Below are 26,381 nucleotides of genomic sequence, written 5' to 3' on the forward strand. Positions count from 1 at the left end.
AATCGTAGACAACGTTGGTTGTCAACATTATCGTGGAGTTCGACGCCGATTCAGCGAGGAATCACATGACCGCGAGCAGCACCGCCAACCCCTTAGGTCCCGACTCGTTGACGTGGAAGTACTTCGGCGACCTCCGCACGGGATTGCTGGGTGTGTGGATCGGCGCCGTCCAGAACATGTATCCGGAACTGGGCGCAGGCGTCGAGGACCATTCGATCCTGCTGCGCGAACCGCTACAGCGCGTCGCGCGCTCGGTGTATCCGATCATGGGTGTGGTCTACGACGGTGAACGCGCTTCCCAGACCGGCGAGCAGATCAAGAGCTACCACACCACGATCAAGGGTGTGGACACCGAGGGCCGCCGCTACCACGCGCTGAACCCCGAGACCTTCTACTGGGCGCACGCCACCTTCTTCATGCTGATCATCAAGACGGCCGAGTACTTCTGCGGCGGCCTGACCGAGGCCGAGAAGCGACAGCTGTTCGACGAGCACGTGCAGTGGTACCGGATGTACGGCATGAGCATGCGGCCGGTGCCGGACAGCTGGGAGGAGTTCTGCGAGTACTGGGACTGCAAGTGCCGCGAGGAGCTCGAGATCAATCGCGCCACCCTCGACATCTTCTCGATCCGGATTCCCAAGCCCTGGTTCGTGTTGATGCCCACCGGGCTGTGGGACCAGCTCTTCAAGCCGATGGTCGGCGCGCAGCGCTGGATCGCGGCGGGCGTGTTCGACGACGCCCTTCGCGAGAAGGCCAACATGCGCTGGACGCCCGGGGATGAGGTGCTTCTTCGGCTGTTCGGCAAACTGGTAGAATTCGCTTTCGTGGCGGTGCCCGACGAAATCCGTTTGCACCCAAGGGCTTTGACTGCCTACCGGCGGGCCCAGGGCCGCCTTCCCTCCGACGCTCCACTGGTCGAGGCGCCTGCGTTCATGGCACCGCCGAGCGATCGGCGCGGGCTGCCGATGCACTACGTCCCGCCGCGCAAGTCGCTGCTCGATCGGGCCGGGTCGCTGGTGCACACCACGTTCTCTTTGGCGGGGCTGCGTCCGGCCCGCGGACGCCATAAGGCAGCCTAGGGGGCATGCTCGAATGGTCTGATGTCGATCTCGCCGTGCGCGATGCCGTCCGCGAGTTCGTCGATAAGGAAATCCGCCCGCACGTCGATGCGCTGGAAAGCGGCGAGATGGAGCCCTACCCCATCGTCCGCAAGCTGTTCGCGACGTTCGGCATCGCCGACATGGCGCGTGAGTCGCTGAACAAGCGCCTGGCCCGGCTGCGCGACGGCGGCGGTTCGTCGGAGAAGTCCTCGGGCGGCGGCATGTTCGGCGAGGGTTCCGGCGGTATGGGGTTCGTCGTGGTCAGCGAGCTGTGCCGGGTGTCGATGGGCGTCGTCACGGGCATGGGGGTCAGCCTCGGCCTGACGGTGCCGACGATCATGAGCCGCGGCACGCTGGCCCAGCAGGAACGCTGGCTACCCGATCTGGTCACCTACGACAAGGTCGGCGCATGGGCGATCACCGAGCCCGACTCGGGCTCTGATGCGTTCGGCGGTATGAAGTCCTACGTCGTACGTGACGGCGACGACTACATCCTCAACGGCCAGAAGACCTTCATCACCAACGGCCCCGACGCCGACGTCGTCGTGGTGTACGCGAAGCTCAATGAAGACGAAGCGGGCGGCTCGGTTTCGGACAAGCGCGATCGCAAGGTGCTCACCTTCGTGCTCGACCGCGGCATGGAAGGTTTCGTGCAGTCGAAGCCGTTCCGCAAGATGGGAATTCACAGCTCACGCACCGGCGAGCTGTTCTTCAACAACGTGCGGTTGGGCCGGGACCGGTTGCTCGGCGAGACCGAGGACAATTCCGCCGGTGACGGGCGTGCCAGCGCACGGTCGAGCTTCAGCGCCGAACGCATCGGCGTCGCCGCGATGTCGCTGGGCGTGATCGAGGAATGCCTTCGGCTGTGCGTCGACTACGCCAAGAGCCGCACGCTGTGGGGTCAGGAGATCGGCCAGTTCCAGCTGATCCAGCTCAAGCTCGCGAACATGGAAGTGGCGCGGATGAACGTGCGCAACATCCTGTTTCGCGTGATCGAGGCGGCGCAGGCCGGTGTGTCGATCTCACTGCCGGAGGCGTCGGCGATCAAGTGGTACTGCTCGCAGGCCGCCACCGACGTCGCGATGGAGGCGGTGCAGCTGTTCGGCGGCAACGGTTACATGACCGAGTACCGCGTCGAACAGCTTGCGCGCGACGCCAAGTCGTTGATGATCTACGCCGGCAGTAACGAGGTGCAGATCACCCACGTGGCGCGGGGCTTGTTGAGCTAGCGGCGGTGTGCGCGTGCGCTCTGGTATAGGCAGATCGCCGCGGCCGCGGCCACATTGAGGCTCTCGGCGGCCCCCGGCATCGGGATGTGAACGCGATGCGTGGCCGACGCGGTCAGTTCTGCGGGCAGACCGTGGGCCTCCGGCCCGAACAACCACGCCGTCGGTTCGGCCAGCGCGGCCTGCAGAGCGGGGCTGTCCAATGACATCTCGCCCTCGATGGTCGTCGCCAACACCTGCAGGCCGGTGCCCGCGAGCTCCGACAGCGCCGAACCGGGATCGTCCTCGGTGACAACGGGAATCGAGAAGATACTGCCCGCGGACGCGCGCAAACACTTGCCGTTGTAGGGGTCCACGCTGTGCCCGGCGAACACGACGGCGTCCGCCCCCATCGCGTCGGCGATCCGAATCAGCGTGCCCGCGTTGCCCGGTTCGGAGATCTCGACCGCGACGGCGACCAGCCGCGGCGAGGCGGCCAAGACCTCGCCCAGCGACGTCTCCGGTGTCGCGCACACGGCGACCAGGCCGACGGGAGTCACCGTCTCCGACAACGCTTTGGCGGCGCGTTCTGTCACCAGGTGCACCGGGACATCGGCCAGCATCGCAGCGAACCGGTGCGCGGCGTCCTCGGTGGCGAACACCTCGGATACGAGTCCGCGCCGCAACGCCGCCTCGAGGAGGTTGGGACCCTCGGCGAGGAAGCGTGCGGCGCGGCGTCGCCCGACGTGGCGGTGCAGCTTGACCGCTGCGACCACCCGGGCGGAGCGTTCGGTGAGCGTCAGGCAGCCTCGCCCGACGGCGCGTTCACGTCCGCGGGCAGTGCGCCCTTGGCGACCTCGACCAGCGCGGTGAACGCCGCGGGATCGCTGACGGCGATCTCGGCGAGGTTCTTGCGGTCCACCTCGACGCCAGCGGCCTTCAGCCCCTGGATCAGCCGGTTGTAGGTGATGTCGTTGGCGCGGGCCGCGGCATTGATACGCGAGATCCACAGCTTGCGGAACTCACCCTTGCGGGCGCGCCGGTCACGATAGGCGTAGTTGAGCGAATGCAGCTGCTGCTCTTTGGCCTTGCGGTACAGCCGCGACCGCTGCCCCCGGTAACCCTTGGAGGCCTTGAGGATTGTCCGCCGCTTCTTCTGGGCGTTGACTGCGCGCTTGACGCGTGCCATGGGAATGTCCTTCGTTCAGGTCGTACGTGTTCGTCGGTCAGCCGTTGAGCATCTTCTTGATGCGGGCGTTGTCGGCGGCCGACACCTCGGTGCGGCCGGCGAGTCGCCGGGTGCGCTTGCTCGGCTTGTGCTCGAGCAAGTGGCGGCGGTTGGCCTTCTGGCGCACGATCTTGCCGGTCCCGGTGCGACGGAACCGCTTGGAAGCGCCGCTGTGGGTCTTCGCCTTGGGCATAGGTCCTCTGCTCTGTTGTTCTAACTGTTTCGGTCGGGTGCTGCGGCCGGCTCTGCGGAGCCTTCGGCCTGTTGCGCCGCCTTGGCGCGAGTCTTCGCGCCGCGGTGCGGGGCCAGCACCATCGTCATGTTGCGGCCGTCCTGCTTGGCCGAGGTCTCGACGAAGCCGTAGTCGGCGACGTCGGCGCCCAGCCGCTGCAGGAGACGGAAGCCCAACTCGGGTCGCGACTGTTCGCGGCCGCGGAACATGATCGTCACCTTGACCTTGGACCCGGCCTCCAGGAAGCGGATCACGTGACCCTTTTTGGTCTCGTAGTCGTGCGGGTCGATCTTGGGACGGAGCTTCTGTTCCTTGACGACGGTCTGCTGCTGGTTCTTGCGAGACTCGCGCGCCTTCTGAGCCGTCTCGTATTTGAACTTTCCGTAGTCCATGATCTTGCAGACCGGGGGTTTGGCATCCGGTGCTACTTCGACGAGATCGAGATCGGCATCCGCGGCGACGCGGAGGGCATCTTCGATGCGCACGATGCCTACCTGTTCACCGCCCGGTCCGATCAGGCGGACTTCAGGTACGCGGATACGCTCGTTGACGCGGGTCTCAGTGCTGATGGGGCCTCCTATGTTGTCCTCTAGGAGCCCACTCCGTCAGCTCTGCTCAATGAACAGAAAAGCCCTGCTCAAAGCAGGGCCCGCAGCCGACCAGGACAGGCAATTTGTTGCCTGTGACCGGACCGCTGAGCCGGTATGGCCAGCGGTGGGAGGGGGACTCCACTTGCTGTCCCTGGCGTTTGCCGGGACGGTCGCGCATGCCAGTCTAGCAGGCATGACCGATGACCCGAACTCAGCTGACCTCGAGAACGCCGGCGTTCGTGAACTCGCGGAGATCCCCGCCGTCGAGGTGATCACCCGGTCGGCCGTGATGCTGATGAGCGCCGCCGCTGAGAAGCTCGGGCTGTCGTCCGACTGTCCCGACGAGAGCCCGTACCGCGATCTCGACGAGGCCCGCAGGTTGATCACCGCCCTGGCCGGGTTGGTCACCGCGTCCGCGGAGTATCTCGGACCCCACGCCGGACCGGTGCGGGACGGCCTGAAGACGCTGCAGCTGGCCTTCCGTGAGGCCAGCGCATCACCCGACGAACCAGGGCAAGGCCCCGGCGAGAAATTCACCGGACCCGTCTGGTCGTGAGTCGCCACCCATTTGGGTCCCAACCGAATAATGTCGCGGCCTATGACCGTCGCTAGCCTGCCCGTTACCCGCCGCAGGTTGAGGTACTGGTGGGTGCCCGCGGCGGCGGGCTGGACGGTCGGCATCATCGCCACGCTCTCGTTGTTGGCGAGCGTCTCGCCGTTCGTGCGGTCGGCCATCCGGGTTCCCCGCGAGTTCGTCAATGACTACATCTTCAACTTCCCTGACACCAGCTTCGCGTGGGCGTTCGTGCTGGCGCTGCTGGCCGCCGCGCTGGCGGCGCGCAAGCGGATCGCCTGGTGGATCCTCGTCGCCTACATGGTGGGCGCGATCGTCTTCAACATCGCGGACCTGGTGTCCGGCGACGAGTCGGTGGTCGAGGAGATCGGCGAAGTCATCGGCCTGGTCTTCCACATTGCCGCGATCCTGTTCCTGCTGTTGGCTCGCGGCGAGTTCTGGGCGAAGGTGCGCCGCGGCGCCCTGTTGAAGGCAGCGGTCGTGCTGGTCGTGGGAATGGCGATCGGCACCCTGATCGGATGGGGCCTGCTCGAACTGTTCCCGGGCACGCTGACCAGTGACGACCGGTTCTGGTACGCGCTGAACCGGGTCAGCGCGTTCGCGGGCGCCGACTCCTCGAACTTCACCGGTCATCCGCACGTCCTGATCAACGCTGTGCTCGGCCTTTTCGGCGCACTGGCCCTGATGGTCGCGGCGATCGTGTTGTTCCAGTCCCAGCGCGCCGAAAACGCGCTGACCGGTGAGGACGAATCCGCGCTGCGCGGGCTGCTGGAGTTGTTCGGCAAGAACGACTCGCTCGGGTACTTCGCGACGCGCCGCGACAAGGCGGTGGTGTTCGCGCCCAACGGGCGGGCCGCCATCACCTACCGCGTGGAAGTCGGCGTGTGCCTGGCGAGCGGGGACCCGGTCGGCGATCCCAAGGCGTGGCAGGCGGCGATCGAGGCGTGGCTTACGTTGTGTCAGACCTACGGCTGGGCCCCCGGGGTGATGGGCGCGAGTTCGGCGGGCGCCGAGGCGTTCCGCGAGGCCGGGCTCAACGCCCTGCAGCTCGGCGACGAGGCCATTCTGTATCCCGACAGTTTCCGGCTGTCCGGGCCGGATATGCGCGCGGTCCGGCAGGCCGTGACCCGGGCGCGGCGTGCGGGCGTGAGCGTGCGCATTCGCAGGCACCGCGACCTGAGCGCCGAAGAGATGGCCGACGTCATCGCCCGCGCCGAGGCCTGGCGCGACACCGAGGACGAACGCGGCTTCTCGATGGCACTCGGCCGGCTCGGCGACCCGGCCGACGGCGACTGCCTGCTTGTGGAGGCGGTCCAGAACGCGGGCGGGACAGACGAAGTCGTCGCCATGCTGTCACTGGTGCCCTGGGGCACCAACGGCGTCTCGCTGGACTTGATGCGGCGCGCACCCCACTCCCCCAACGGCACCATCGAACTGATGGTCAGCGAACTGTGCATGCAGGCCGAAGACATCGGCATCACACGGATCTCGTTGAACTTCGCCATGTTCCGCTCGGCGTTCGAACAGGGTGCCCAGCTAGGGGCGGGCCCGGTCGCTCGGCTGTGGCGCAGCCTGCTCGTGTTCTTCTCCCGGTGGTGGCAGCTCGAGACGCTGTACCGCTCGAACATGAAATACCAACCGGAATGGGTGCCGCGCTACGCCTGTTACGACGACGCCCGGCTGGTGCCCCGGGTCGGGGTGGCGTCGGTGATCGCCGAAGGGTTTCTGGTGCTGCCCTTTTCACGGCGTCACGAACAGCCGCACACCGGACACCATACGGCGGTGCCGCAGGATCTGATGGCGACCGGACTGCTGCACCACGACGGCACGGCCCCCGACGTCGGCGGCTTGGCTGCGGATCTGCCCGACGCCGAAGAAACGCGGCTGCCAGAACAGGTGCGGGTGCGCATTGCCAAGCTGAAGGCTTTGCAGGACAACGGAGTCGATGCCTATCCCGTAGGTACGCCGCCGTCACACACCATCGCCGAGGCGATCGAGGCCGACGACGACGTTCCGGTGACGGTGGCGGGCCGCGTGCTGCGCAGCCGCGACTACGGCGGCGTGCTGTTCGCCCAGCTGCGCGACTGGTCCGGCGAAGTCCAGCTGCTGCTGGACAATTCGCTGCTCGAATCGGCGACGACGGCTGACTTCACGCACGCCATCGATCTCGGCGACCTCATCGAGGTGTCGGGCACGATGGGCTACAGCAAGAAGGGCACCCGCTCACTTCTGGTCCGTGACTGGCGGATGATCGGCAAATGTCTGCGTCCACTGCCGGACAAGTGGAAGGGGTTGACCGACCAGGAAGCCCGTGTGCGCGCCCGCTACGTCGACCTGGCGATCAACGCCGAGGCTCGCGACCTCATCCGCGCGCGTAGCGGCGTGCTGCATGCGATTCGGGAAACGTTGGTGGGCAAGGGGTTCCTGGAGGTCGAGACGCCGATCCTGCAACAGATCCACGGCGGCGCGAACGCCCGGCCGTTCCTCACCCACATCAACGCCTACGATCTGGACCTCTACCTGCGGATCGCTCCCGAGCTGTACCTCAAGCGGCTCTGCGTGGGCGGTGTCGAGCGAGTTTTCGAGCTAGGCAGGGCGTTCCGCAACGAAGGCGTCGACTTCAGCCACAACCCCGAATTCACTCTGCTGGAGGCGTATCAGGCGCATGCCGACTACAACGTCTGGATCGACGGCTGCCGGCAGCTCATCCAGAACGCCGCCGAGGCCGCCAACGGTGCCCAGGTGTTCTACCGGCCGCAGGAAGGCGGTGGACTCGAACCCGTCGACATCTCCGGTCAGTGGACGGTCAAAACCGTGCACGATGCGGTGTCCGAAGCCCTCGGTGAACAGATCGGCCCCGACACCGAACTGCCACGGTTGCGCAAACTGTGTGACGCCGCGGCCATTCCGTACCTGACGCACTGGGATGCAGGCGCGGTGGTGCTGGAACTCTATGAGCGGCTGGTCGAGGACCGCACCGAAGCGCCGACGTTCTACAAGGACTTCCCGACGTCCGTGTCGCCGCTGACCCGTCCGCACCGGAGCATTCCCGGCGTCGCCGAGCGCTGGGATCTGGTGGCCTGGGGAGTCGAACTCGGCACCGCCTACAGCGAACTCACCGATCCGGTCGAGCAGCGACGCCGGTTACAGGAGCAGTCGCTGCTGGCCGCAGGCGGCGATCCGGAGGCGATGGAGCTCGACGAGGACTTCCTGCAGGCGATGGAGTATGCGATGCCGCCCACGGGCGGTCTGGGCATGGGTGTGGACCGCATCGTCATGCTGATCACCGGACGCAGTATCCGCGAGACGCTGCCGTTCCCGTTGGCCAAGCCTCGTTGACAGCTTCTCCACAGCGCACCACAAAGCATCACCCCTCATCCTGTTGTCCGTGACACTGGTGACACTGGCTCATTCGCTGCGTGGGCACCTGTCGTTGATGCATGGCTGGATTCCGACCACGGTTCAGATCGCCGCGGCGATAGTGCTGCTCGCCGCCGTCGGATGGCGCACACGTCGATGGCGGCTGGTGTGGGTGCCGTGGGCCGCGCTGTGCGGTATAGCGCTGGCAATGGCAACGTACGCGTACATTGCATCGGAAGGGCTTGCCGCCAACCCCGCTCCGCTCTCGTTGTGGGTGTGGGTGGCACTGACGGGTGCGGCGTGCGCCGTGCTGGTTGCGGGTTGGCGTGGCGTCCGGTGGTGGCGACGCGGCGTCTCGCTGATGTCGACGCCGCTGTGCCTGCTGTGTGTCGCACTGTCCGTGAACCTCTGGGTGGGCTATGTCCCGACCGTGGGGGCCGCGTGGAATCAACTGACCGCGGGCAGCAGGGACTCCCGGCAAACCTGCAGGACTACGACGGACAGTACGACTGCGTCGCGGCACCGACGAAGAACCCGCTCTGGTCCAGGCTCCAGTGGGCCGGTTCGCTGATCTCGACCGCGACCTGTTCGGGCTTCTGCCCGGCGGCCACGTAGTCACATACCGCGTGGGCGAGGGTGATTGCGTCCTTGGGTGTCGAGAACGGGATTCCCTCTTCTTCGAGCACCGCGACGAAGATGTCGTCGGTCTCGTCGGCCAGGGCCGGCGCCGCCGTGCCCAGCGCCATGGCGACGCCGACAACCCCTGAGAAGATGATGGTGCCGCGCATGGTGGTTCCTTTCGCAGTGATAACGGCAAGACGCTACGCGCAGCGTTCGCGCAGCGCCGGACTTTCGTCAAAATTGTCACAACAGTCTTGACCTGTGAGCGGGTAGCGTGGACGGCATGTCGGGCGACGCCACTCCGGAACAGGACCAGCAACCCGCCGTCGAGGCGGAGGTCGTGGATCCGAAACCCGAGTCCACCACGCCGGTCGAGCCCGTCGACAGCGGCTACACACCGGGTGGTGTGCCGACGTTCGACGCCGTGCGGGAGAAGGTCGAGACGCGCTACGGCACGGCGATCGGGGCCTCCGAGCTCGCGGCTGAAACCCCCGAGGGTCGAAGCGTCGCCGAGCAATACGACGAGCGCCAGCGAGCAGCGGCCGAGCGTCTCGAACAGATCCGCGAGCAGATGCGCAAACAGTCCGACGAATCTCAGTAATCCGATTCGGCGGCAAGGATCTCGGCCAGGAACGCATCGGGGCCGGGTCGATCCATCCGCGACCGGGCGAACGCGCGGACCCGGTGGCGGGTGTGCGCCGACTCGTCGACATCGGCGCCCACCACCACCCTCGTGCCGCGCCAGTCATGGTTCCAGGCAACCGCTTCGGTGATCGGTGTCGCGTCGGTGTCGGCAACGGGAAACGACGCACGCCCGTCCGCGCCGAGTACGCCCGCCCCGCCGACGGGCCCGGACTCCAACCGCACCGCGATGCCGTGGGGTGAGCCCAGCCCCGTCAACTCCACCCCGACGACCGCATCCACACCGTCGTCGACCGCTTCCACCGACCATTCGACGGTGTCCTCGGCGGCGTCGAAGACACCCGGTGGTAGGGCCGCCCAATTGAGCGAGGCGGTGCCGCCGGCGATGACCGCGGGACCTCGGACTCGCGAGTCCGCCCCTGCCGCAAGCGCATAGTCGGCGCGCCGACCGCTCACCTCGTCTGCATCGAGTGCGACTCCGACATCGGCGGCCACATCGCGACACAGCTCGATGAGCGCGGTGACCCGTGGATCACCTTCGTGCGCAGCAGTATTCAGTGCCGCGGCATGCGGAGCAAGCAGATGGGCGATTTCCGAGTCGAAGGTGTCGTCGCCGAAGTAGTCCTGCGCCGCGGCCGTCAGCAGCGCGACTTCGGCATCCAGGAGCGCCCCGTCGAGCGTCGCGATCGCATCGCGCTGACTTGCCGGCCACCAGCGCCGCAGCCAGTGGCCGAGCGCGAGGCGGCGCAGCGGTTCGACCGCTTCGGGTACCAGGGCCACACCGCTCACCTCGATGCTGTCGACTGCGGCGCGGTCACCCAGCGCGGAGATCACGGCGTGGTGGCCCGCCTCACCGATCACCCGCCACAACCAGTCCGCCCGCGCCGGATCGGTGAACGTGATCTGGGCATCCGTCGGCTCGTCGACCGTCCACGACAGCACCGCACCGCTGACTTCGAGAACGGCGATCACCGGAGCCGGGGCCATCAGCGGTCCCGTCGTCCACAGGCCCGAATCGGCCATCAGCCTCATCCCGCCACCTGCATCTCGAGCATCGTCTTGATCCGCTGGCGGTGGTCCAGGCTGACCGACCTCGCCACCCCTTCGAGCACCGCTCGAACCTCATCGACGTCGCCACATGGCTCCTGCCACACGTCACGGCCGTGCAGCCTGGCCCACAACCGGCTCAGGTACGGGCGCGCGAACATCGCCAACTCGTCGATCACCTGTTGTTGGCGCGGATGGATCGGTCCGTCGGCGGCCAGATAGCGGCGCGCGTGCAGCACGTATGCCTCTTTGCGGAGCCGCGCCTGAATCTGGCGGGCCAACTCGTAGCGGGGCTCGCCACCATCGGCCAGCGGGGCGAGATGCACCGCGACCTCGATTCCCGCGACCAGCGTGGCCTGCTTGTCCTCTCCTATCAGCCCCCAGGGAGCGCACGCCCGGTCGACCTCTTCGGCGCACAATGTCGGCACATCGGGAAGTCCGTCGCGGTCCATCGCCCTTCGCAGCGTTGCGCGCACCCTGTCGATCACGCTGCGGTTCAGGGGCCGGTCGTGGTCCGGCCCACCGATGATGCTCGGCTGCTGTTGTGGTTCAACAGAACTCAGGCCGAGGTTGACGATCGACCATGGCAGCTCGGCCAGTCCGCTGCGTGCCTTGGCTCCGAGGTTGTACGGCGCGGCGTCGGCGATCAACGCCTGCCACACACGCTGTCGCGCGGCGGCGGCAGAGTGGCCGTCGGCGGGGCCGAGCACCGTGGTCAGTCCGGCCATGAACGGACCGGTGATATCGGTACCCGCGCGAACATCTCGCCAACTGCGGCTCAGCTGCCTCTCCAGTTCTGCGATGACCTTCTCGTCGGACACGAACCGGTTCAGTACTTCGATCGCGGTGCGGTCGCGTTCATCGTGGATCTCGCGCAGCACCTCCTCGGCACCGGAACCATGTTGTGCAGGCGGTCCTTTCGTCACGGCCAGCTCGAAACACACCGGGAAGTACAGCTCTTGGGCATTGCCCGAGGTGATGCGCAACCGACGCCGCTCCCGTTTGAGGACGTCGAACCAGGTCGCGGTGTCCCGCAGTTGCGTACTGTGCCCGAGGATCGCGTCGTACATCGCGTCGGCCACATCGGGCGCCACGAACGGCGCCGAGAATCGGGTGTTCGATCGCAGCCGCAGGACCAGCGGATCGATGATCCGTTTCACCGTTCGCCGCAGCGGCCCGCCGTCCTCGCTGCTGAGCACCTCGACACCGGGCCCGATGGCGCGCCAGGCGCGGTCGATGACCGCCCGGCGCGGATGGGCGACGGCGACGGCCGTCCCGGTGCTCATCAGGACAGGATAGAAGTAGGTTCCGGTTGTGGACAGCAGGAAAGTTGGGTTCGGTAGCGGCGCGGCCGCCCGACCCTTGAGGTCATGTTCACTGCGCTGTTCGCGTTCGTCTGCATCGTTTACATCGGCACGACGGCCGCTTCGTTACGACCCGCTTGGAGGCTCTCCCGAGTGGATTGCGGTGAGGCCGACGAGCGCCTGGCTACGGCGGAGGACATCCTCGCCGCGCGAGCGGAGTTCGACCGGACGATGGTGCGCAAAGGCCTGCTCACCCGCGACCGACTCGAGTTGATCCGCAACGGTGTCCGCTCACCGGCGGTCGTCACCGCAATGCGGCCCACCGGGCACGGGCTCGAGGACTGCCGGGAAGTCGAACTCGATGTGATGGTCAGAAAGCCTGGAGGCGGGCAGTTTCCCGCCCGGGAGACCGCGTTGGTGCCGGCGTCCGCACTGATCAAGGTCTCCCCCGGCAGCGTTATCGACACCTACTACCGTCCCGGTGACGAGACCGCCGTGGCGATCTGCGTGGCGCCGGTCTGATCAGCGCGCGCCGTCAACGGCGAAGCTGGCCAGCGCCGCCCAATACAGCGGGCTGGCGGTCAGATCGCCACCGCGCCAGTCGCGCATCCGGTCCCGCTGCCAGCGGTTCACCGCCCGGCCGGCCTCGTCGGCCTCATGGGCGCGGTCGACGGCGACGATCGCCTCGCTCATCGGGTCGGCCTCGCATGCGGCGAACTGCCGGTAGCCCGCCGTCGTCGGCAGCGACCACAACGTGGCAGTGACCAACTGGGCGCCACCCAGGACCATCGCCGCCACCAGCCCACTGGCCTCGTCGAACTGATAGTCCCCGCCGGATGCGCACGCCAGCAGCGCAACCCGTGGAGGAAAGGGCAATCTCGCCGCCATGAGCTCACCCGCGGTGAGCGGCCGCTCTTCGGCGAGGTGCAGCGCCGCGCGGTCTGCGTGGCCGGCGTCGCCGTCGGCGGCGCTGGCATGCCCGACGTACACCATGCGGCCAGGCCGGCGCGCGAGTTGACCGGCGAGCCAACTGCGGTCGGCGTCGGTACGCCGGAACAGTTCGGTGACGGCCGCCACGTCCGGCAGCACCGCGCGGCGATCGGCGAGATCGGCGAAATGACGAGCCAGGACGGTATCGGGCGACGGTTTGCCGAGCACGGAGCCCAACGCCGCGTCCGGGCGCTGGCCGGGCACGCGCGGGTCGAGCACCAACAGTACGGGGTTGTTGCTTCTATCGATCCAATTCGTCGGCGCCCGCGGCGAATTGACGATATTGGGTGGCACGGCCATCATGACGTCGGCCAGCTCCATCAGCCGGATGCCGTCTTCCTTCGGCGCCGCCAGCAGACCCCAGGGGATCCTGGCCAGCCGCGCGCTCGGCGACACGAACAGCGTCGCGCGCGGTGACGCCGCATGCTCGACGAGCAGCTGCCAGGCGGCGGGGGCGATCAGTTGTGTGCCCAGTGCGCGGGCGAGTTCGAATTCGGTTGTGGGCGCGGCGAAGGCGCCTCGGGCGATCGCGCGGTCGAGTGCGTCGCGGCGGTTCTCGGTGCCGATGGGGTCGGGCAGCGCCTCGGCGAGCCGCTGTTCGGCTGCGACGAGGTCCGGCTGTTCGACCACCCAGGTGACGGTTCGCGACGGGTCTCCCACGACCCGCAGCCCGGCGTACGTCGCCACCCCGACGTCGGCGAACCGCAGGACGAGAGTTTTGCTCAGGGCCACGTGCACCACGCGGGCTCGTCCGCGGTCACGTCGCGGCCGTACCGCTCGGCCGCCAGGGCGCGGTAACGACCGATGATCGGCGCGGTGGCCGGGTCCATCACCAGCGGCGGCAACGGTCCGAGTCTGGTCAGCGACGCGCTCGCGGTGACCATCGGCCCGGCGGCGACCAGCGCGTACTCGTCGGCGGACTCCACGGGTACGGCCGCCGTCGCGGTGCCCGCCCAATCCATGGTGTCGGCGGAGGCGGGTTCGGCGGTGAAGGTTCCGCGCGCGCTGTGGTATTCGATGAGCTCGCTGACCAGTTTGGTGTTACCCCACTCCCATGCGACAGCGAATGCGCCAGCGAGGATCGGAGCGGAAACGTAGGTGGCCCAACGCATCCGGGCGTCGGCATTGGGGATCGCGTACCGCACCGAGTCGACGGCCATCGCGGCGGGGAGTTTGAGTTCAGCGGCCTTCTGGAGCTTCTCCGCCGCGTGAACGGGATCGGCCAGTGCGTCGGCCCGCCAGATGTTGCCGAGCTGGTCGTCGAGGCGGGCGTACTGCAGCCAGCTGTGGCGGGGCCACGCGTCCAGCAGTTCACGCGCCTGTCCGACGCGCTCGAGTGCTGCGGCGAAGTCCTTCCGGAAGATGTCGACCCAGCTGCGCTGCAACAGGATCCGGTGGATGTGCAGCGGCTTCTCGATCTCACGCCAGTGCCGTTCGGCATGACCGAGGCGTTCGTCGGCGTCGTCGAGCGCGTTCACGGAGATGCTGATCAGCCCGAAGTACAACCAGCACCGCGAGACATCGTGTGCGCGAAGATGTTCGGCGATAGCGGGATATGCCTCGTGGACCAATGTCTGCGCCTGCGGCCGGTCCCCCGCCGACCACGCCGCCGTCGCACGTTCGAGTTGGGTGCGCGCCACTGCGAGCCTCCACCCACGCGCCTCCGCGCGCGCCCCCGCCCGCCGCAGCCAGGGCTCGGCCGCAACGAGCCGGCCGGTCTCGACGCAGAACCTGCCATAGCCGGTGGCTCCCAGGACGAGGAGGTGATCGTGGTGTTCGCCACCGTCGCCCGGACGGTCGATCACGTCGATCACGCGCTCCCACAACGGGATCGACTTCACGTGCAGGTCGTCGTCGCACAGCGCGACCGCACACAGGATCTCGGCGTAGGCGACCAGGAATCGGTGTTCGGCGGCGAGTTCGGCGACCGGCTCGTCGTCGGTCAGGGCGATCAACGCGGCCTCGGCGGTCTCATGGTCGCCGTGCGCCGCGGCCAACCCGGTCTGCAGGAACTGCGCGCGCCGCGAGTACCGGCGCACCATCAGCTCGATCTCGGCCGTCGACATCGTCACCTGTGCCGCGGCCTCGGGCTTGTTACCCGCGAGAATCGCCGAATAGACGGCCAGGCATTCGCGCATCCGGTTCAGGCATTCCTCGGTGCCGTTGTATGCGGTGCGGACGAGATAGATCTCGCCGAGCAGCGCATACACCTCGAGCATCCAGTCGTCGCGGCCGGCCTGCTCGATCTGCGGCACCAGAGACAGCAGGAGATCCTTGGCCGCTTCCTCGTTGGCGGCGAACGCGAGGTGACGCGCACGCTCGAGGTCCGTGGGGATCGCCACCGCGCAATCATAGAAAGCGGCGGGCATGCCTGGCACGCCCGCCGCTTCAGGAGGTGGATCGCTCAACTGCAGTTGACCTTGACGGTGAACGGCTTGGTGATCGACCCTGCCATCGGGTTCGAGATGTCGGCTCCCGCCGCTTCGCCGGTGATGGTGTAGGTGTCCCCGTCGACCTTCACCTCGGCCGAACCGACCTTGGCACCCATGGTGTTGCTGACCGCGAGGGCGTTTCCGTCGACAACCATGCCCAGCGACTCCACCTTCGGATTCGCCTCATCGCTCATCACGATGCCCAGGCCCTGCTGGCCGCCGATCGCGCCGCTGGCGACGTTGATCCGGCCGCCCTGCTTCACGCAGGTGACGGTGTTGAGGTCCAGGCCCTCGAGATCCTTGCCGTCGACCTTCACCTCCGTGCTGCCACCGCTGCTCACGCCCGCCGCGCTGGCCGCGGGGGCACTTCCCTTGTCGTCCGAACAGCCCACCAGCACGGTGGCGCCGGCGACCAGTCCGATCAGACCCACAACAACGCGATTCATCGATCTACCCTTCGTTGGGACGTCGCCCCGATGGCGCCCGTCATAGCGGTAAGTCAAAACCGCACCGGTCGCTACCGATCCCAAACTTCTGTCGGCGCGCACCGGTACGGTTCGCAGGCGATGCGCAGATTCACGGTCGACGAACGGCGGGCGCGGCTGGCCCGTCGGCACTTCCTCTGTGCGCCTGCGGACTCCGTCGGCGCCGTCGTCGACGGTGTGCTCGGGCTGCATGCGACCGATCCGGCGACCCCCTACCTGTCGCTGTGGGCACGACTGGCGGAGTTCGGCGTCGCCGATCTGGACGCCGAACTCTACGAGCGGCGCTCGCTGGTCAAACATCTCGCGATGCGCAGGACGCTGTGGACCGTCCACGCCGGCGACATGCCGCTGATCCAGTCCGCGGCAAGCGATCGGGTCGCCGACACCGAGCGTCGCCGGCTCATCGCCGACGCGCAGAAGGCCGGTGTCTGCACCGATGGCGACGCGTGGCTCGACGCGGCCCGCACGGCGGTCCTCACGCATCTGAGTGAGCATGGGGCGATGAGTGCGAAGGATCTGCGCGAGGCGCTGCCGGAGTTGGCAGGGTCGTGGGATCCGGCCCCTGGTAAGCGGTGGGGCGGCAAGACCCCGTTGGCACCGCGCGTCCTGACCGTGCTGGCGGTGCGCGGCGACATCATGCGCGGCCCCAACGACGGGAAGTGGACGACGTCGCGACCCCGTTGGGTCGCCACCGCCGAGTGGATCGGCACCGCCGGTGTCGCCGACCCGCAGGCGGCCCGCTCCGAGGTCGTGCGCCGCTGGCTTGCCGCATTCGGCCCCGCCACCGTGACCGACATCAAGTGGTGGTTCGGCAACACGTTGACCTGGGCGCGAGAGGCGTTGCGCGACATCGGCGCCGTGGAGGTCGACCTCGACGGCACACCGGGTTTCGTCCTACCCGACGATGTCGACGCCGAACCCGAACCCGAATCGTGGTGTGCACTTCTGCCCGGACTGGACGTCGCGACGATGGGCTGGTTCGACCGCGACTGGTACCTCGGACCGCACCGGGCGCAGGTGTTCGACCGGAACGGCAACGGCGGTCCCACGGCATGGTGCGACGGCAGGATCGTCGGTGCCTGGGGTCAGGACGATGCCGGTCGCGTCGAGCTGCGGCTGCTCGAGGACGTGGGTCGCTCGGCACAGACCCGACTGCGCGAGCGCGCCGACCAGCTGACCGAGTGGCTCGACGGTGTACGGATCAGCCCGCGGTTTCCGTCGCCGCTGTCGAAGGCTTAGCCCCGAAGCTGAAGATCTGCACGAGATGGCCGCGGAATTCTCGAACACAAGCTCAGTTTCGACGGGCTGTCAGGCGCTGACCTTGGTACGTTTGGCGTTGCGCGCCTTGGGTTTCGGCCGTGCAACGCCCAGACACTCGGCGAGGAAGTGGCCCGTGTAGCTGTCGGTGTTGGCGGCGACGTCCTCCGGCGTTCCGGACGCGACCAGGGTGCCGCCTCCTGCGCCGCCTTCCGGGCCCATGTCGACGATCCAGTCCGATGTCTTGATGACGTCGAGGTTGTGCTCGATGACGATGACCGTATTGCCCTTGTCGACAAGCCCGTTGATGACCTTGAGCAACTTGCGGATGTCCTCGAAGTGCAGGCCGGTGGTCGGCTCGTCGAGGATGTACACCGTGCGTCCGGTCGACCGCTTCTGCAGCTCGGAGGCCAGCTTCACGCGCTGGGCCTCACCACCGGACAGCGTCGGGGCCGGCTGGCCCAGCCGCACGTAGCCCAGACCGACATCGACGAGCGTCTTCAGGTACCGGTGTATCGAGGTGATGGGGGCGAAGAACTCCGACGCCTCCTCGATCGACATGTCGAGGACCTCGGCGATGGTCTTGCCCTTGTAGTGCACCTCGAGCGTCTCGCGGTTGTACCGGGCGCCGTGGCACACCTCGCACGGCACGTACACGTCGGGAAGGAAGTTCATCTCGATCTTGATGGTGCCGTCGCCGGAACACGCCTCGCAGCGACCGCCCTTGACGTTGAACGAGAAACGCCCCGGTTGATACCCGCGCACCTTGGCCTCGGTGGTGGCCGCGAACAGCGTGCGGATCTTGTCGAAGACGCCGGTGTAGGTGGCGGGGTTGGAGCGCGGTGTGCGGCCGATCGGGGATTGGTCGACCCGGACGAGTTTGTCCAGCTTGTCGAGCCCCGTCACCCGGGTGTGGCGGCCCGGCACCTGCCGGGCACCGTTGAGCTTGTTCGCCAGCACCGACGCCAGGATGTCGTTGACCAACGTGGACTTACCCGAGCCCGAAACACCGGTGACCGCGGTCAGCACGCCGAGGGGAAAGGACACGTCGATCTCGCGCAGGTTGTGCTCGCGGGCCCCGACGACCGTCAGCAGCCGCTTCTTGTCGACCGGCCGCCGGATCGCCGGCACCTCGATCTCTTCCTTACCCGAAAGATAAGCTCCGGTAAGCGATTCCGGGTTCTTCAACAACTCCTCGTAAGGTCCGCTGTGCACGATCTGGCCGCCGTGCTCGCCCGCCGCGGGGCCGATGTCGACGACCCAGTCGGCATGGGCGATGGTGTCGAGGTCGTGCTCGACGACGATCAGCGTGTTACCCAGATCCCGCAGCCGGACGAGCGTGTCGATCAGCCGGCGATTGTCGCGCTGGTGCAGCCCGATCGACGGTTCGTCGAGCACGTAGAGCACCCCGACGAGGCCCGACCCGATCTGGGTGGCGAGCCGGATACGTTGCGCCTCACCGCCGGACAGCGTGGCGGCGGCCCGCGACAGCGACAGGTAGTCCAGTCCGACGTCGAGCAGGAAGCCCAGTCGCGACTGGATCTCCTTGAGCACCTGACCCGCGATGGCCTGCTCGCGTGCGCCCAGCGTCAACGCATTGAGAAACTCCGAGCATTCGGCGATCGACAGCTCGGCGACCTCGGCGATGGACTTCGGCCCGAACTCCCCCGCGGTCAGGGTCACCGCGAGGATTTCGGGCTTGAGCCGCGTGCCCTCGCACTCCGGGCAGGGCACATCGCGCATGAAGCCCTCGTAACGCTCCTTCATCTGCTCGGAGTCAGTCTGCTCCATCCTGCGCTGCAGGAACGCCATCACGCCCTCGAAATCTGCGTAGTACGAGCGGGTTCGGCCGTAACGGTTCTTGTACCGCACGTGCACCTGCTCGTCGCAGCCCTCGAGGATCGCCCGGCGCGCCTTGGCGGGCAGCTTCTTCCACGGCGTGTTGACATCGAACCCGAGCGCGTCACCGAGGCCCGCCAGCATCCGGGTGAAGTACTCCGCGGTCTGCCCCATCGACCAGGGCGCGATCGCCCCCTCGGCCAGGGTCAGGTCCGGGTCCGGCACCACCAGTTCCGGATCGACCTCCTTGCGGATGCCCAGGCCCAGACATTCGGGGCAGGCGCCGTAGGGCGAGTTGAACGAGAACGAGCGCGGCTCGAGATCGTCGACGGCCAGCGGATGTCCGTTGGGGCAGGCCAGCTTCTCGGAGAACCGCTGTTCGCGGTGCGGATGGTCGTCCTCGCGGTCGACGAACTCCAGCACGACGATGCCGTCGGCCAGATTCAGCGCCGTCTCGATCGAGTCCGTCAGCCGCTGCTTGGCGCTGGCCTTCACCGTCAGGCGGTCGACGACCACCTCGATGTCGTGTTTCTCCTGCTTCTTGAGCTTCGGCGGATCGGTGAGCGGATACACCACACCGTCGACGCGCACGCGGCTGTAGCCCTGCGTGTTCAGCTTGTCGAACAGGTCGACGAACTCGCCTTTACGGGTGCGCACCACCGGTGCGAGCACCTGGAAACGCAGCCCCTCGTCCATGGCCAGCACCTGATCGACGATCTGCTGGGGCGTCTGCCGGGCGATGCGCTCACCGCAGATGGGGCAGTGCGGGGTGCCCGCGCGCGCATACAGCAGCCGCAGGTAGTCGTACACCTCGGTGATGGTGCCGACCGTCGACCGCGGGTTGCGGTTGGTCGACTTCTGGTCGATGGACACCGCGGGCGACAACCCCTCGATGAAGTCGACGTCGGGTTTGTCCATCTGACCGAGGAACTGGCGGGCATAGGCCGACAGCGACTCGACGTAGCGGCGCTGGCCCTCCGCGAAAATCGTGTCGAAGGCCAGCGACGACTTCCCCGAACCCGAGAGGCCGGTGAAGACGATCAGCGCGTCGCGTGGTAAATCAAGATCGACACTTCGCAGGTTGTGCTCGCGCGCACCCTTGACGACAAGGCGGTCAGCCACCCGGTTCCTCCCGAAGACATAGTTCAAAACCACTCTATGTGGACCCACCGACAAGCCCCAGACAAGGCGGATACGGTGAAGAACATGACCGTCGTCGACGACAACTACACCGGCCACGTCGAGCCAGGAACCGCGGCCCGGCGCACGCTCCCGGGCGCCTCGATCGTCAAGGTCTCGGTCGGCCCGATGGACAACAACGCCTACCTGGTCACGTGTTCCCGAACCGGCGAAACGCTATTGATCGACGCCGCCAACGACGCGCCGATCCTGCTCGAAGTGATCGAGAAGCACGCGCCGAGACTGTCGCTGATCGTGACGAGCCACCAGCACTTCGACCACTGGCAGGCGCTGGAGGAAGTGGCCAAGGTCACCGGGGTGGCTACGGCGGCGCACCAGCTCGACGCGGACCCGCTGCCCGTGCGGCCCGATCGGATCCTCGCCCACGGCGACACCGTCGACATCGGCGAGCTGTCCTTCGACGTCATCCATCTGCAGGGCCACACCCCCGGTTCGGTGGCGCTCGCGCTCGACGGCGCCGACGAGGCCACCCACCTGTTCACCGGCGACTGCCTGTTCCCGGGCGGTGTCGGCAAGACGTGGGAGGACGGGGCTTTCGACCAGTTGCTGGGCGATGTGACCCGCCGCGTGTTCGACGTCTACGACGACTCGACAGTGGTCTACCCGGGCCACGGCGACGACACCACGCTCGGCACGGAACGGCCGCATCTGGCCCAGTGGAAAGAACGCGGTTGGTAGACGCGCCGATCGCGGTCGTCACAGGTGCCAGCCGCGGTGCCGGACGCGGGATCGCGCACGCGCTGGGCAACCACGGCTGCACGGTGTATGTCACCGGGCGCACCGAGCGCGCAGGCCAGTCCGTGCTCGACGGCACGATCCACGAGACCGCCGAACTCGTCACGGCCGCAGGCGGCACCGGAATCGCCGTCCGCGTCGACCATGCCGACGACGAGCAGACGAAGGCCTTGTTCGAGCGGATCAGACGGGAACAGGGCCGGCTGGACATCCTGGTGAACAACGCGGTGATCATCCGCGAGGAGATGATGGGCCGAACCCGGTTCTGGGAAGAGCCCGTCAACGTCATCGACACCCTCGAGGTCGGCCTGCGCAGCAGTTACGTCACGACCGTGTACGCGGCCCCGCTGATGCTCGCGCGGCGGCGCGGGCTGGTGGTGTTCACCTCCGCGCCCGGTGCGGCCCACTACGTGTTCGGCCCCGCCTACGGCGTTCACAAAGCGGGCACCGACAAGATGGCTGCCGACATGGCGGTCGACTTCAAGGACTTCGGCATCGCGACGGCGTCGATCTGGATGGGCGTGCTGCTGACCGACCGCTTCAAGAAGCTGATCGGCAACGCGCCCGACAAGCTCGCTCACCTGCTCGACAACACCGAGACGCCGGAGTTCACGGGACACCTGATCTGGGCACTGTTCAACGACCCACACCTGATGGACAAGAGCGGCCAGACCTTCATCGGTGCGGAGCTGGCGACGGAGTACGGCATCAAAGACGCAGCAGACCGCGAGCCGCCGTCGTACCGCGACCTGCACGGAATTCATCCGATCAGGCAATTCGACCGCATCTTGCGGTGACACTGAGGGCCGCAGCGTCATCCGCACCACCACCCGCGCCGAGCGTCGGGAAGATGACGTGGATCCCGGCGAAAACCGTCAACTTCGCGACTCTCAACGCTTTTTGGGATAGTGACCGGACGTTGAGCGGCCATCTGACGCTCGGCCGTGCGAACTTCGATAGATTGCCTGGTGACGAAGAAAGGGCAGACATGAACACCGATCAGTTGAAGAAGGCGCAGAGCGGCGCCGGGTTCATCGCGGCACTCGACCAGAGCGGCGGCAGCACCCCCAAGGCGCTGAAGCTCTACGGGATCGCCGAGGACGCCTACTCCGGCGACGACCAGATGTTCGACCTCGTGCACGAGATGCGCACCCGGATCATCACCAGCCCCGCCTTCGACGGCGACCGCATCATGGGCACCATCCTGTTCGAGCAGACGATGGACCGCGAGATCGAGGGCCGTCCGACCGCCGACTACCTGTGGAACGTCAAGAACATCGTTCCGTTCCTCAAGATCGACAAGGGTCTCAACGACGAGCAGGACGGCGCGCAGACGATGAAGCCGATGCCCGGCCTCGACGACCTGCTCGACCGCGCCGCGGCGAACGGGGTCTTCGGCACCAAGGAGCGTTCGGTCATCAAGCTGCCCGGCGCCGGGCTGGACGCGGTCGTCGCCCAGCAGTTCGAGGTCGCCGAGCAGGTCCTCGCCAAGGGCCTGGTGCCGATCATCGAACCCGAGGTCGACATCAAGAGCTCGAAGAAGGCCGAGGCCGAGGAGCAGCTCAAGGCCGCGCTGCTCGACGGTGTCGGCAAGCTCGGCGACAAGAAGGTCATGCTCAAGCTCACGCTGCCCGACACCGACAACCTGTACAAGGATCTGGTCGAGCATCCGAACGTGCTGCGGGTCGTGGCGCTGTCCGGCGGCTACAGCCGCGACGAGGCGAACGAGAAGCTGTCGCGCAACATCGGTGTCATCGCGAGCTTCTCGCGCGCGCTGACCGAGGGCCTGACCGCCCAGCAGAGCGACGAAGAGTTCAACTCCACGCTCGACCAGGCGATCGCGAGCATCGCTAAAGCGTCGAGCACCTGATCTCGCTGCGGGGCTACGCGTCGGCGGTCCTCGCCGGCGCGTTCCCCGCGCTCGCGTCCCCGGCGCCCGCCCTGTGGTGGCTGGCCTGGATCGGGCTGGTCCCGCTGCTGCTCGTGCTCCGAGCGGCGCCGACGGCCGGACAGTCCGCCGCGCGAGCCTGGTTGGCGATGGCGGCGTTCGTCGGCGTCACCCAATACTGGCTGTGGCCGAGTACCGGTCCCCCGCTGCTCGTGCTCGCCGCCGGACTCGGCGCGCTGTGGCTGCCCTTCGGGTGGGCGGCGCACCGCCTGCTCTCCGGCGACGTCACCGCCGCACGAGGCGTCAGCGCCGTTGCGGTACTGCCCAGCCTGTGGGTGCTCGCGGAAGCGGTCCGATCGTGGGACCGGCTCGGCGGGCCGTGGGCCGTCCTTGGCGCATCGCAGTGGAATCAACCCGCCACGCTGGCGCCCGCCGCGGTGGGCGGCGTGTGGCTCGTCAGCTTCCTGCTGGTGGCGGTCAACACCGCGGTTGTCGCGGCCCTGGTGCGGCGTTCGGCGGCACCGGCGGTGCTCGCGGTGGTTCTTCTGGCGGTGGGTCCGGCCTGGTTTTGGTGGGGGCCGACCCCTACGTCCGGCCCGACGGTCCGCATCGCGCTCGTCCAACCGGGTGACATCGCCGAATCCACGGCGCGACAGGCCGCGAGCGAGGCCCTGACCTCGGAACTGGCCGGGCAGCCACTCGACCTGGTCGTATGGGGCGAGAGCAGTGTGGGCGTAGACCTGGCGGCCCGCCCGGACGTCACCGCGCGGCTCGCCGCCCTTTCGCGGCGCGTCGGCGCGGACCTGCTGGTCAACGTCGACGCCCGGGGGGCATCGGGCGGCATCTACAAGTCGTCGGTGCTGGTCGGACCGGACGGTGTGCAGGGCTCATACGCGAAGACGCGCCTGGTCCCCTTCGGGGAATACGTGCCGCTGCGGCCCCTGATCGGCTGGGCCACATCCAACACCCAGGCCGCGGGCGAGGATCGCCGCCGCGGGCAAGGGCCCGTCGTCCTGCGCACCGACGTCGTCGCGATCGGACCGCTGATCAGCTTCGAGACGATGTTCTCCGACCTCGCGCGGGCAGCGGTCCGACGGGGAGCGGAGTTGCTCGTCTACCAGAGTTCGACGTCGTCATACCAAGGCAGTTGGGCGCAACCGCAGCTGGCGGCGATGCCCGCCGTACACGCGGTCGAAACAGGCCGTCCCGCGGTTCACGCCGCGTTGTCGGGGGTCAGTTCGGCGTTCGACGCCCGCGGCCGCCAGCTGGCATGGATGCCGGCCGCCGAGTGGGGAGTCACTGTCGTTGACGTCCCGCTGGACGCGCGGACGACCCTCTATCAGCGGTGGGGCGGCTGGACGATCGTGGCGGCGCTGGTGGTGGTTACGGCGTGGTGTGCACAATCAACACGTCGCTCTTGGAGCGGCGTGCGACGTTGGCGGGAACGGAACCGAGCAACCGGCCGGCGATTGTGGAGAGGCCGACGTTACCGACGACCAGCAGATCCGCCTTGACCTCCTCGGCGAGTTCGACCAGCGCGTCGACGGGGGCGCCGACGATGGCCTTCTCCTCGACGTTCGTGGCACCCGCCTGGTGGGCGCGTTCCTTCGCCTCGCGCAGGATCGCGTAGATCGGCGCGTTGCCGGACATCTTGTAGCCCTCGTCCTTGAGCACGTCGGCCGCGCGCTGATCTTCGTTCTGGGGGAAGTACGCCGTGGCGATGACCAGCTTGGCGTCACCGGCGATCTGACCCGCTTTCTCGACCGCGCGCAACGACGAGTCCGATCCGTCCGTGCCAACCAAGACGGTCTGATAGGCGCTCATCCATATCCTCCCAGTTCAGTTCGTTGCCACCCGGAACAGTAGCCGCTCAGGTGGCATTTGCCTGCGATTTCGTCCTACTTCGCACCCAACGTCACGCTGGACCGGCCCAGGTGACGCCGCCTACACCCGGGCGCGCGAAGCGATCGTCAGCGGCGTCGGCACCTCGGTCGTCGTGACTTTCATACCGCTTCGGCAAGCGCTGCGCGAGGGTGCACGCTAGCGTTTTGCCGTTCGCGGGAAGGGTGGGTAACAGGGCGTGGATCTGTCGCTGGGACCGCAACGCCTCGCGCGCCTCAACCCGTCGGGATCCCTTCGCGCCGGCCGGTTCGACGCCGCGCTGACGGCACTGTTCGCGGTCGCGGTGTCGGCGGCGGGTGCGGCTCGGCCGTCGCTGTGGTTCGACGAGGCGGCCACGATCTCGGCCTCGACGCGGTCGATTCCCCAACTCTGGGGCCTGCTGCACAACATCGACGCGGTGCACGGCCTGTACTACCTGCTGATGCACGGGTGGTTCGCGGTGTTTCCGGTCACCGAGTTCTACTCCCGGCTGTCGAGCAGCCTCGCGGTCGGGCTGGCGAGCGGCGGCGTCGTCGTCCTGGCGCGCCGCTTCGCCTCGCGGACGACGGCCGTATGTGCGGGCATCGTGTTGGCGATCCTGCCCCGCGTCACGTGGGCGGGTATCGAGGCGAGGTCCTATGCGCTGACCGTGGCCGCGGCGGTCTGGCTGACGGTGTTGTTGCTGCTCGCGGTCCGCCGCAACGCCAGATGGCTGTGGGTCTGCTACGGGCTGGCGCTGGTCGGGTCGTCGCTGCTGAACATCTTCGTCGTGCTGATGGTGCTCGTGCACGCCGTGACGCTGACCACGGTGGCGGCACCGCGAGCGGTCGTGCGCCGGTGGATCGTGACGGCCGCGGTGGCGATCGCGGTCCTGGTCCCGTTTCTGGCGTTCAGCAGGACGCAGGTCGCCCAGGTGCGGTGGATCTCCCCGCCGGGCTGGCACACGGTCGCAGAAGTGGTGCAGGAGCAGTACTTCGACCACAGCGTGGCGTTCGCGGTCACGGCGGGGCTGGTGCTGGCGCTGCTCGCGATGCGACGGTTCCGGCCGACGGATCGCGGCGTCCGGTCGCTGGTGGCGATCAGCGCTGCGTGGATCGTGCTTCCGACGGCAGTGCTGTTGCTGTACTCCGTGTGGTGGGAGCCCGTGTACTACCCGCGCTACCTGAGCTACACCTCGCCGGCGATGGCGCTGCTGTTGGCGGTCGGCATCACCGCGGTCGCCAGAGCGCGCGAGGCCGTCGCGGTGGTGCTGACGGTGCTGGCGATGGCGGCGACGCCGAACTATCTGCTCGAACAGCGAGGCCCTTACGCCAAGGAGGGCATGGACTTCAGCCAGGTGGCCGACGTCCTGACGGCGAACGCCTCCCCCGGCGATTGCCTGGTCCTCGACAACACCACCAACTGGGCGCCCGGCCCGATTCGCCCGTTGACGGCAGCGCGCCCCGAGGCGTACGCGGCCCTGGTCGACCCCGGCCGCGGTCGCCGCGCAGCGGACCGAAACCGCTTGTGGGACTTCCATCTTGGGATTTGGGGTGTGGCCGACCGGCTTCGGCCCTGCACCGTGTTGTGGACGGTCTCACAACGCGACGCCACCGTCCCGGATCGGGAGAGCGGGCGCGCGCTCGACCCGGGACCGCGTCTGCGCCGAGCACCTGCATACCGGGTGCCGCAGGCGATGGGCTTCCGGATCGTCGAGCGCTGGCAGTTCAGCTTCGCGCAGGTGGTCAAGTCGACCCGGTAGCGCGAGTGGCGGCTGCATAAGCGGGTAACC

General features: G+C 67.6%; 23 protein-coding genes and 1 pseudogene. 12 read left to right on the plus strand and 12 right to left on the minus strand.

Annotation, left to right across the window (positions count from 1 at the left end; all coding sequences use genetic code 11):
* Window positions 1-65: 65 nt before the first annotated feature.
* The gene (locus tag AU192_RS10085; RefSeq protein ID WP_064395673.1) at window positions 66-1,079 is read left to right on the plus strand and encodes an oxygenase MpaB family protein; all 1,014 of its coding nucleotides are present in this window, start codon (window positions 66-68) and stop codon (window positions 1,077-1,079) included.
* Between the two features lie 5 nt (window positions 1,080-1,084).
* Window positions 1,085-2,329, plus strand: a complete 1,245-nt coding sequence (locus tag AU192_RS10090; RefSeq protein ID WP_064395674.1) for an acyl-CoA dehydrogenase family protein — start codon at window positions 1,085-1,087, stop codon at window positions 2,327-2,329.
* On the opposite strand, the gene AU192_RS10095 is transcribed toward AU192_RS10090, so the two are convergent.
* Genes AU192_RS10095 through infC form a run of 4 tightly spaced genes read right to left on the minus strand, consistent with a single transcriptional unit; the run spans window position 2,326 to window position 4,334 of the window.
* Window positions 2,326-3,081 carry a TrmH family RNA methyltransferase gene (locus tag AU192_RS10095; protein WP_064395675.1) on the minus strand — a complete coding sequence of 252 codons (756 nt, stop codon included), beginning with the start codon at window positions 3,079-3,081 and terminating at the stop codon, window positions 2,326-2,328. The two genes, AU192_RS10090 and AU192_RS10095, sit on opposite strands and share 4 nt — an antisense overlap.
* 23 nt (window positions 3,082-3,104) lie before the next feature.
* The gene (rplT, locus tag AU192_RS10100; RefSeq protein ID WP_064395676.1) at window positions 3,105-3,494 is read right to left on the minus strand and encodes a 50S ribosomal protein L20; all 390 of its coding nucleotides are present in this window, start codon (window positions 3,492-3,494) and stop codon (window positions 3,105-3,107) included.
* Window positions 3,495-3,531: 37 nt separating this feature from the next.
* A complete protein-coding gene (gene rpmI / locus AU192_RS10105) occupies window positions 3,532-3,726 on the minus strand; it encodes a 50S ribosomal protein L35 (RefSeq protein ID WP_064395677.1) in 195 nt (64 codons plus the stop codon).
* 20 nt (window positions 3,727-3,746) lie between these two features.
* A complete protein-coding gene (infC, locus tag AU192_RS10110; RefSeq protein WP_082693995.1) occupies window positions 3,747-4,334 on the minus strand; it encodes a translation initiation factor IF-3 in 588 nt (195 codons plus the stop codon).
* A 214-nt stretch (window positions 4,335-4,548) separates the two neighbouring features.
* On the opposite strand from infC, the gene AU192_RS10115 reads away from it, so the two are divergent.
* Both AU192_RS10115 and lysX read left to right on the plus strand, forming a co-directional pair.
* Window positions 4,549-4,911, plus strand: a complete 363-nt coding sequence (locus tag AU192_RS10115) for a DUF1844 domain-containing protein (protein WP_064395679.1) — start codon at window positions 4,549-4,551, stop codon at window positions 4,909-4,911.
* A 42-nt stretch (window positions 4,912-4,953) separates the two neighbouring features.
* The gene (gene lysX, locus AU192_RS10120; protein WP_064395680.1) at window positions 4,954-8,268 is read left to right on the plus strand and encodes a bifunctional lysylphosphatidylglycerol synthetase/lysine--tRNA ligase LysX; all 3,315 of its coding nucleotides are present in this window, start codon (window positions 4,954-4,956) and stop codon (window positions 8,266-8,268) included.
* Window positions 8,269-8,780: 512 nt separating this feature from the next.
* On the opposite strand, the gene AU192_RS10125 is transcribed toward lysX, so the two are convergent.
* A complete protein-coding gene (locus AU192_RS10125; protein ID WP_064395681.1) occupies window positions 8,781-9,077 on the minus strand; it encodes a DUF732 domain-containing protein in 297 nt (98 codons plus the stop codon).
* 116 nt (window positions 9,078-9,193) lie between these two features.
* On the opposite strand from AU192_RS10125, the gene AU192_RS10130 reads away from it, so the two are divergent.
* Window positions 9,194-9,511, plus strand: a complete 318-nt coding sequence (locus AU192_RS10130) for a hypothetical protein (RefSeq protein ID WP_235629756.1) — start codon at window positions 9,194-9,196, stop codon at window positions 9,509-9,511.
* Here the strand turns inward: AU192_RS10130 and AU192_RS10135 are convergent.
* On the minus strand, window positions 9,505-10,584 hold the full coding sequence (locus AU192_RS10135) for a hypothetical protein (protein WP_064395682.1): 1,080 nt from the start codon (window positions 10,582-10,584) through the stop codon (window positions 9,505-9,507). The genes AU192_RS10130 and AU192_RS10135 overlap by 7 nt on opposite strands.
* Window positions 10,581-11,885 carry a hypothetical protein gene (locus tag AU192_RS10140; RefSeq protein ID WP_064395683.1) on the minus strand — a complete coding sequence of 435 codons (1,305 nt, stop codon included), beginning with the start codon at window positions 11,883-11,885 and terminating at the stop codon, window positions 10,581-10,583. The genes AU192_RS10135 and AU192_RS10140 overlap by 4 nt, the downstream gene beginning before the upstream one ends.
* An 84-nt stretch (window positions 11,886-11,969) precedes the next feature.
* On the opposite strand from AU192_RS10140, the gene AU192_RS10145 reads away from it, so the two are divergent.
* Window positions 11,970-12,425: a hypothetical protein gene (locus tag AU192_RS10145; RefSeq protein WP_064395684.1), complete on the plus strand. Its 456-nt coding sequence runs from the start codon at window positions 11,970-11,972 to the stop codon at window positions 12,423-12,425.
* On the opposite strand, the gene AU192_RS10150 is transcribed toward AU192_RS10145, so the two are convergent.
* The 3 genes from AU192_RS10150 to AU192_RS10160 all read right to left on the minus strand — a co-directional run bounded on the left by AU192_RS10150 (window position 12,426) and on the right by AU192_RS10160 (window position 15,771).
* Window positions 12,426-13,634 carry a CHAT domain-containing protein gene (locus tag AU192_RS10150; RefSeq protein ID WP_082694964.1) on the minus strand — a complete coding sequence of 403 codons (1,209 nt, stop codon included), beginning with the start codon at window positions 13,632-13,634 and terminating at the stop codon, window positions 12,426-12,428.
* Entirely contained in the window at window positions 13,616-15,235 is a 1,620-nt protein-coding gene (locus tag AU192_RS10155; protein WP_064395722.1) for a hypothetical protein, read from the minus strand. The genes AU192_RS10150 and AU192_RS10155 overlap by 19 nt, the downstream gene beginning before the upstream one ends.
* Before the next feature lie 62 nt (window positions 15,236-15,297).
* Window positions 15,298-15,771, minus strand: coding sequence for a lipoprotein LpqH (locus AU192_RS10160; protein ID WP_064395685.1), 474 nt, complete (start codon window positions 15,769-15,771; stop codon window positions 15,298-15,300).
* A 120-nt stretch (window positions 15,772-15,891) separates the two neighbouring features.
* On the opposite strand from AU192_RS10160, the gene AU192_RS10165 reads away from it, so the two are divergent.
* Window positions 15,892-17,049, plus strand: a complete 1,158-nt coding sequence (locus AU192_RS10165) for a winged helix DNA-binding domain-containing protein (RefSeq protein ID WP_064395686.1) — start codon at window positions 15,892-15,894, stop codon at window positions 17,047-17,049.
* A gap of 69 nt (window positions 17,050-17,118) precedes the next feature.
* On the opposite strand, the gene uvrA is transcribed toward AU192_RS10165, so the two are convergent.
* Window positions 17,119-20,028 carry an excinuclease ABC subunit UvrA gene (gene uvrA / locus AU192_RS10170; protein ID WP_064395687.1) on the minus strand — a complete coding sequence of 970 codons (2,910 nt, stop codon included), beginning with the start codon at window positions 20,026-20,028 and terminating at the stop codon, window positions 17,119-17,121.
* Window positions 20,029-20,112: 84 nt separating this feature from the next.
* Between uvrA and AU192_RS10175 the strand changes: the two genes are divergently transcribed.
* From AU192_RS10175 to lnt, 4 genes and pseudogenes are all read left to right on the plus strand, one after another.
* Window positions 20,113-20,784: an MBL fold metallo-hydrolase gene (locus tag AU192_RS10175; RefSeq protein WP_064395725.1), complete on the plus strand. Its 672-nt coding sequence runs from the start codon at window positions 20,113-20,115 to the stop codon at window positions 20,782-20,784.
* Window positions 20,785-20,792: 8 nt separating this feature from the next.
* Window positions 20,793-21,638, plus strand: a complete 846-nt coding sequence (locus tag AU192_RS10180; protein WP_064395727.1) for an SDR family NAD(P)-dependent oxidoreductase — start codon at window positions 20,793-20,795, stop codon at window positions 21,636-21,638.
* Window positions 21,639-21,829: 191 nt separating this feature from the next.
* Window positions 21,830-22,711 carry a fructose bisphosphate aldolase gene (locus AU192_RS10185; RefSeq protein WP_064395688.1) on the plus strand — a complete coding sequence of 294 codons (882 nt, stop codon included), beginning with the start codon at window positions 21,830-21,832 and terminating at the stop codon, window positions 22,709-22,711.
* Window positions 22,708-24,147: pseudogene (gene lnt, locus AU192_RS10190) on the plus strand (apolipoprotein N-acyltransferase); the annotation flags it as partial. The gene AU192_RS10185 and the pseudogene lnt, both read left to right, overlap by 4 nt.
* Here the strand turns inward: lnt and AU192_RS25930 are convergent.
* Complete coding sequence (locus AU192_RS25930; protein WP_064395689.1) at window positions 24,113-24,553, minus strand: universal stress protein; 441 nt, start codon at window positions 24,551-24,553, stop codon at window positions 24,113-24,115. The pseudogene lnt and the gene AU192_RS25930 overlap by 35 nt on opposite strands.
* 256 nt (window positions 24,554-24,809) lie before the next feature.
* Here AU192_RS25930 and AU192_RS10200 point away from each other — a divergent pair, with 256 nt between their 5' ends.
* Window positions 24,810-26,351 carry a glycosyltransferase family 39 protein gene (locus AU192_RS10200; RefSeq protein WP_064395690.1) on the plus strand — a complete coding sequence of 514 codons (1,542 nt, stop codon included), beginning with the start codon at window positions 24,810-24,812 and terminating at the stop codon, window positions 26,349-26,351.
* Window positions 26,352-26,381: the final 30 nt, after the last annotated feature.

Source organism: Mycobacterium lehmannii (genome assembly GCF_001499925.1).
Lineage (GTDB): Bacteria > Actinomycetota > Actinomycetes > Mycobacteriales > Mycobacteriaceae > Mycobacterium > Mycobacterium lehmannii.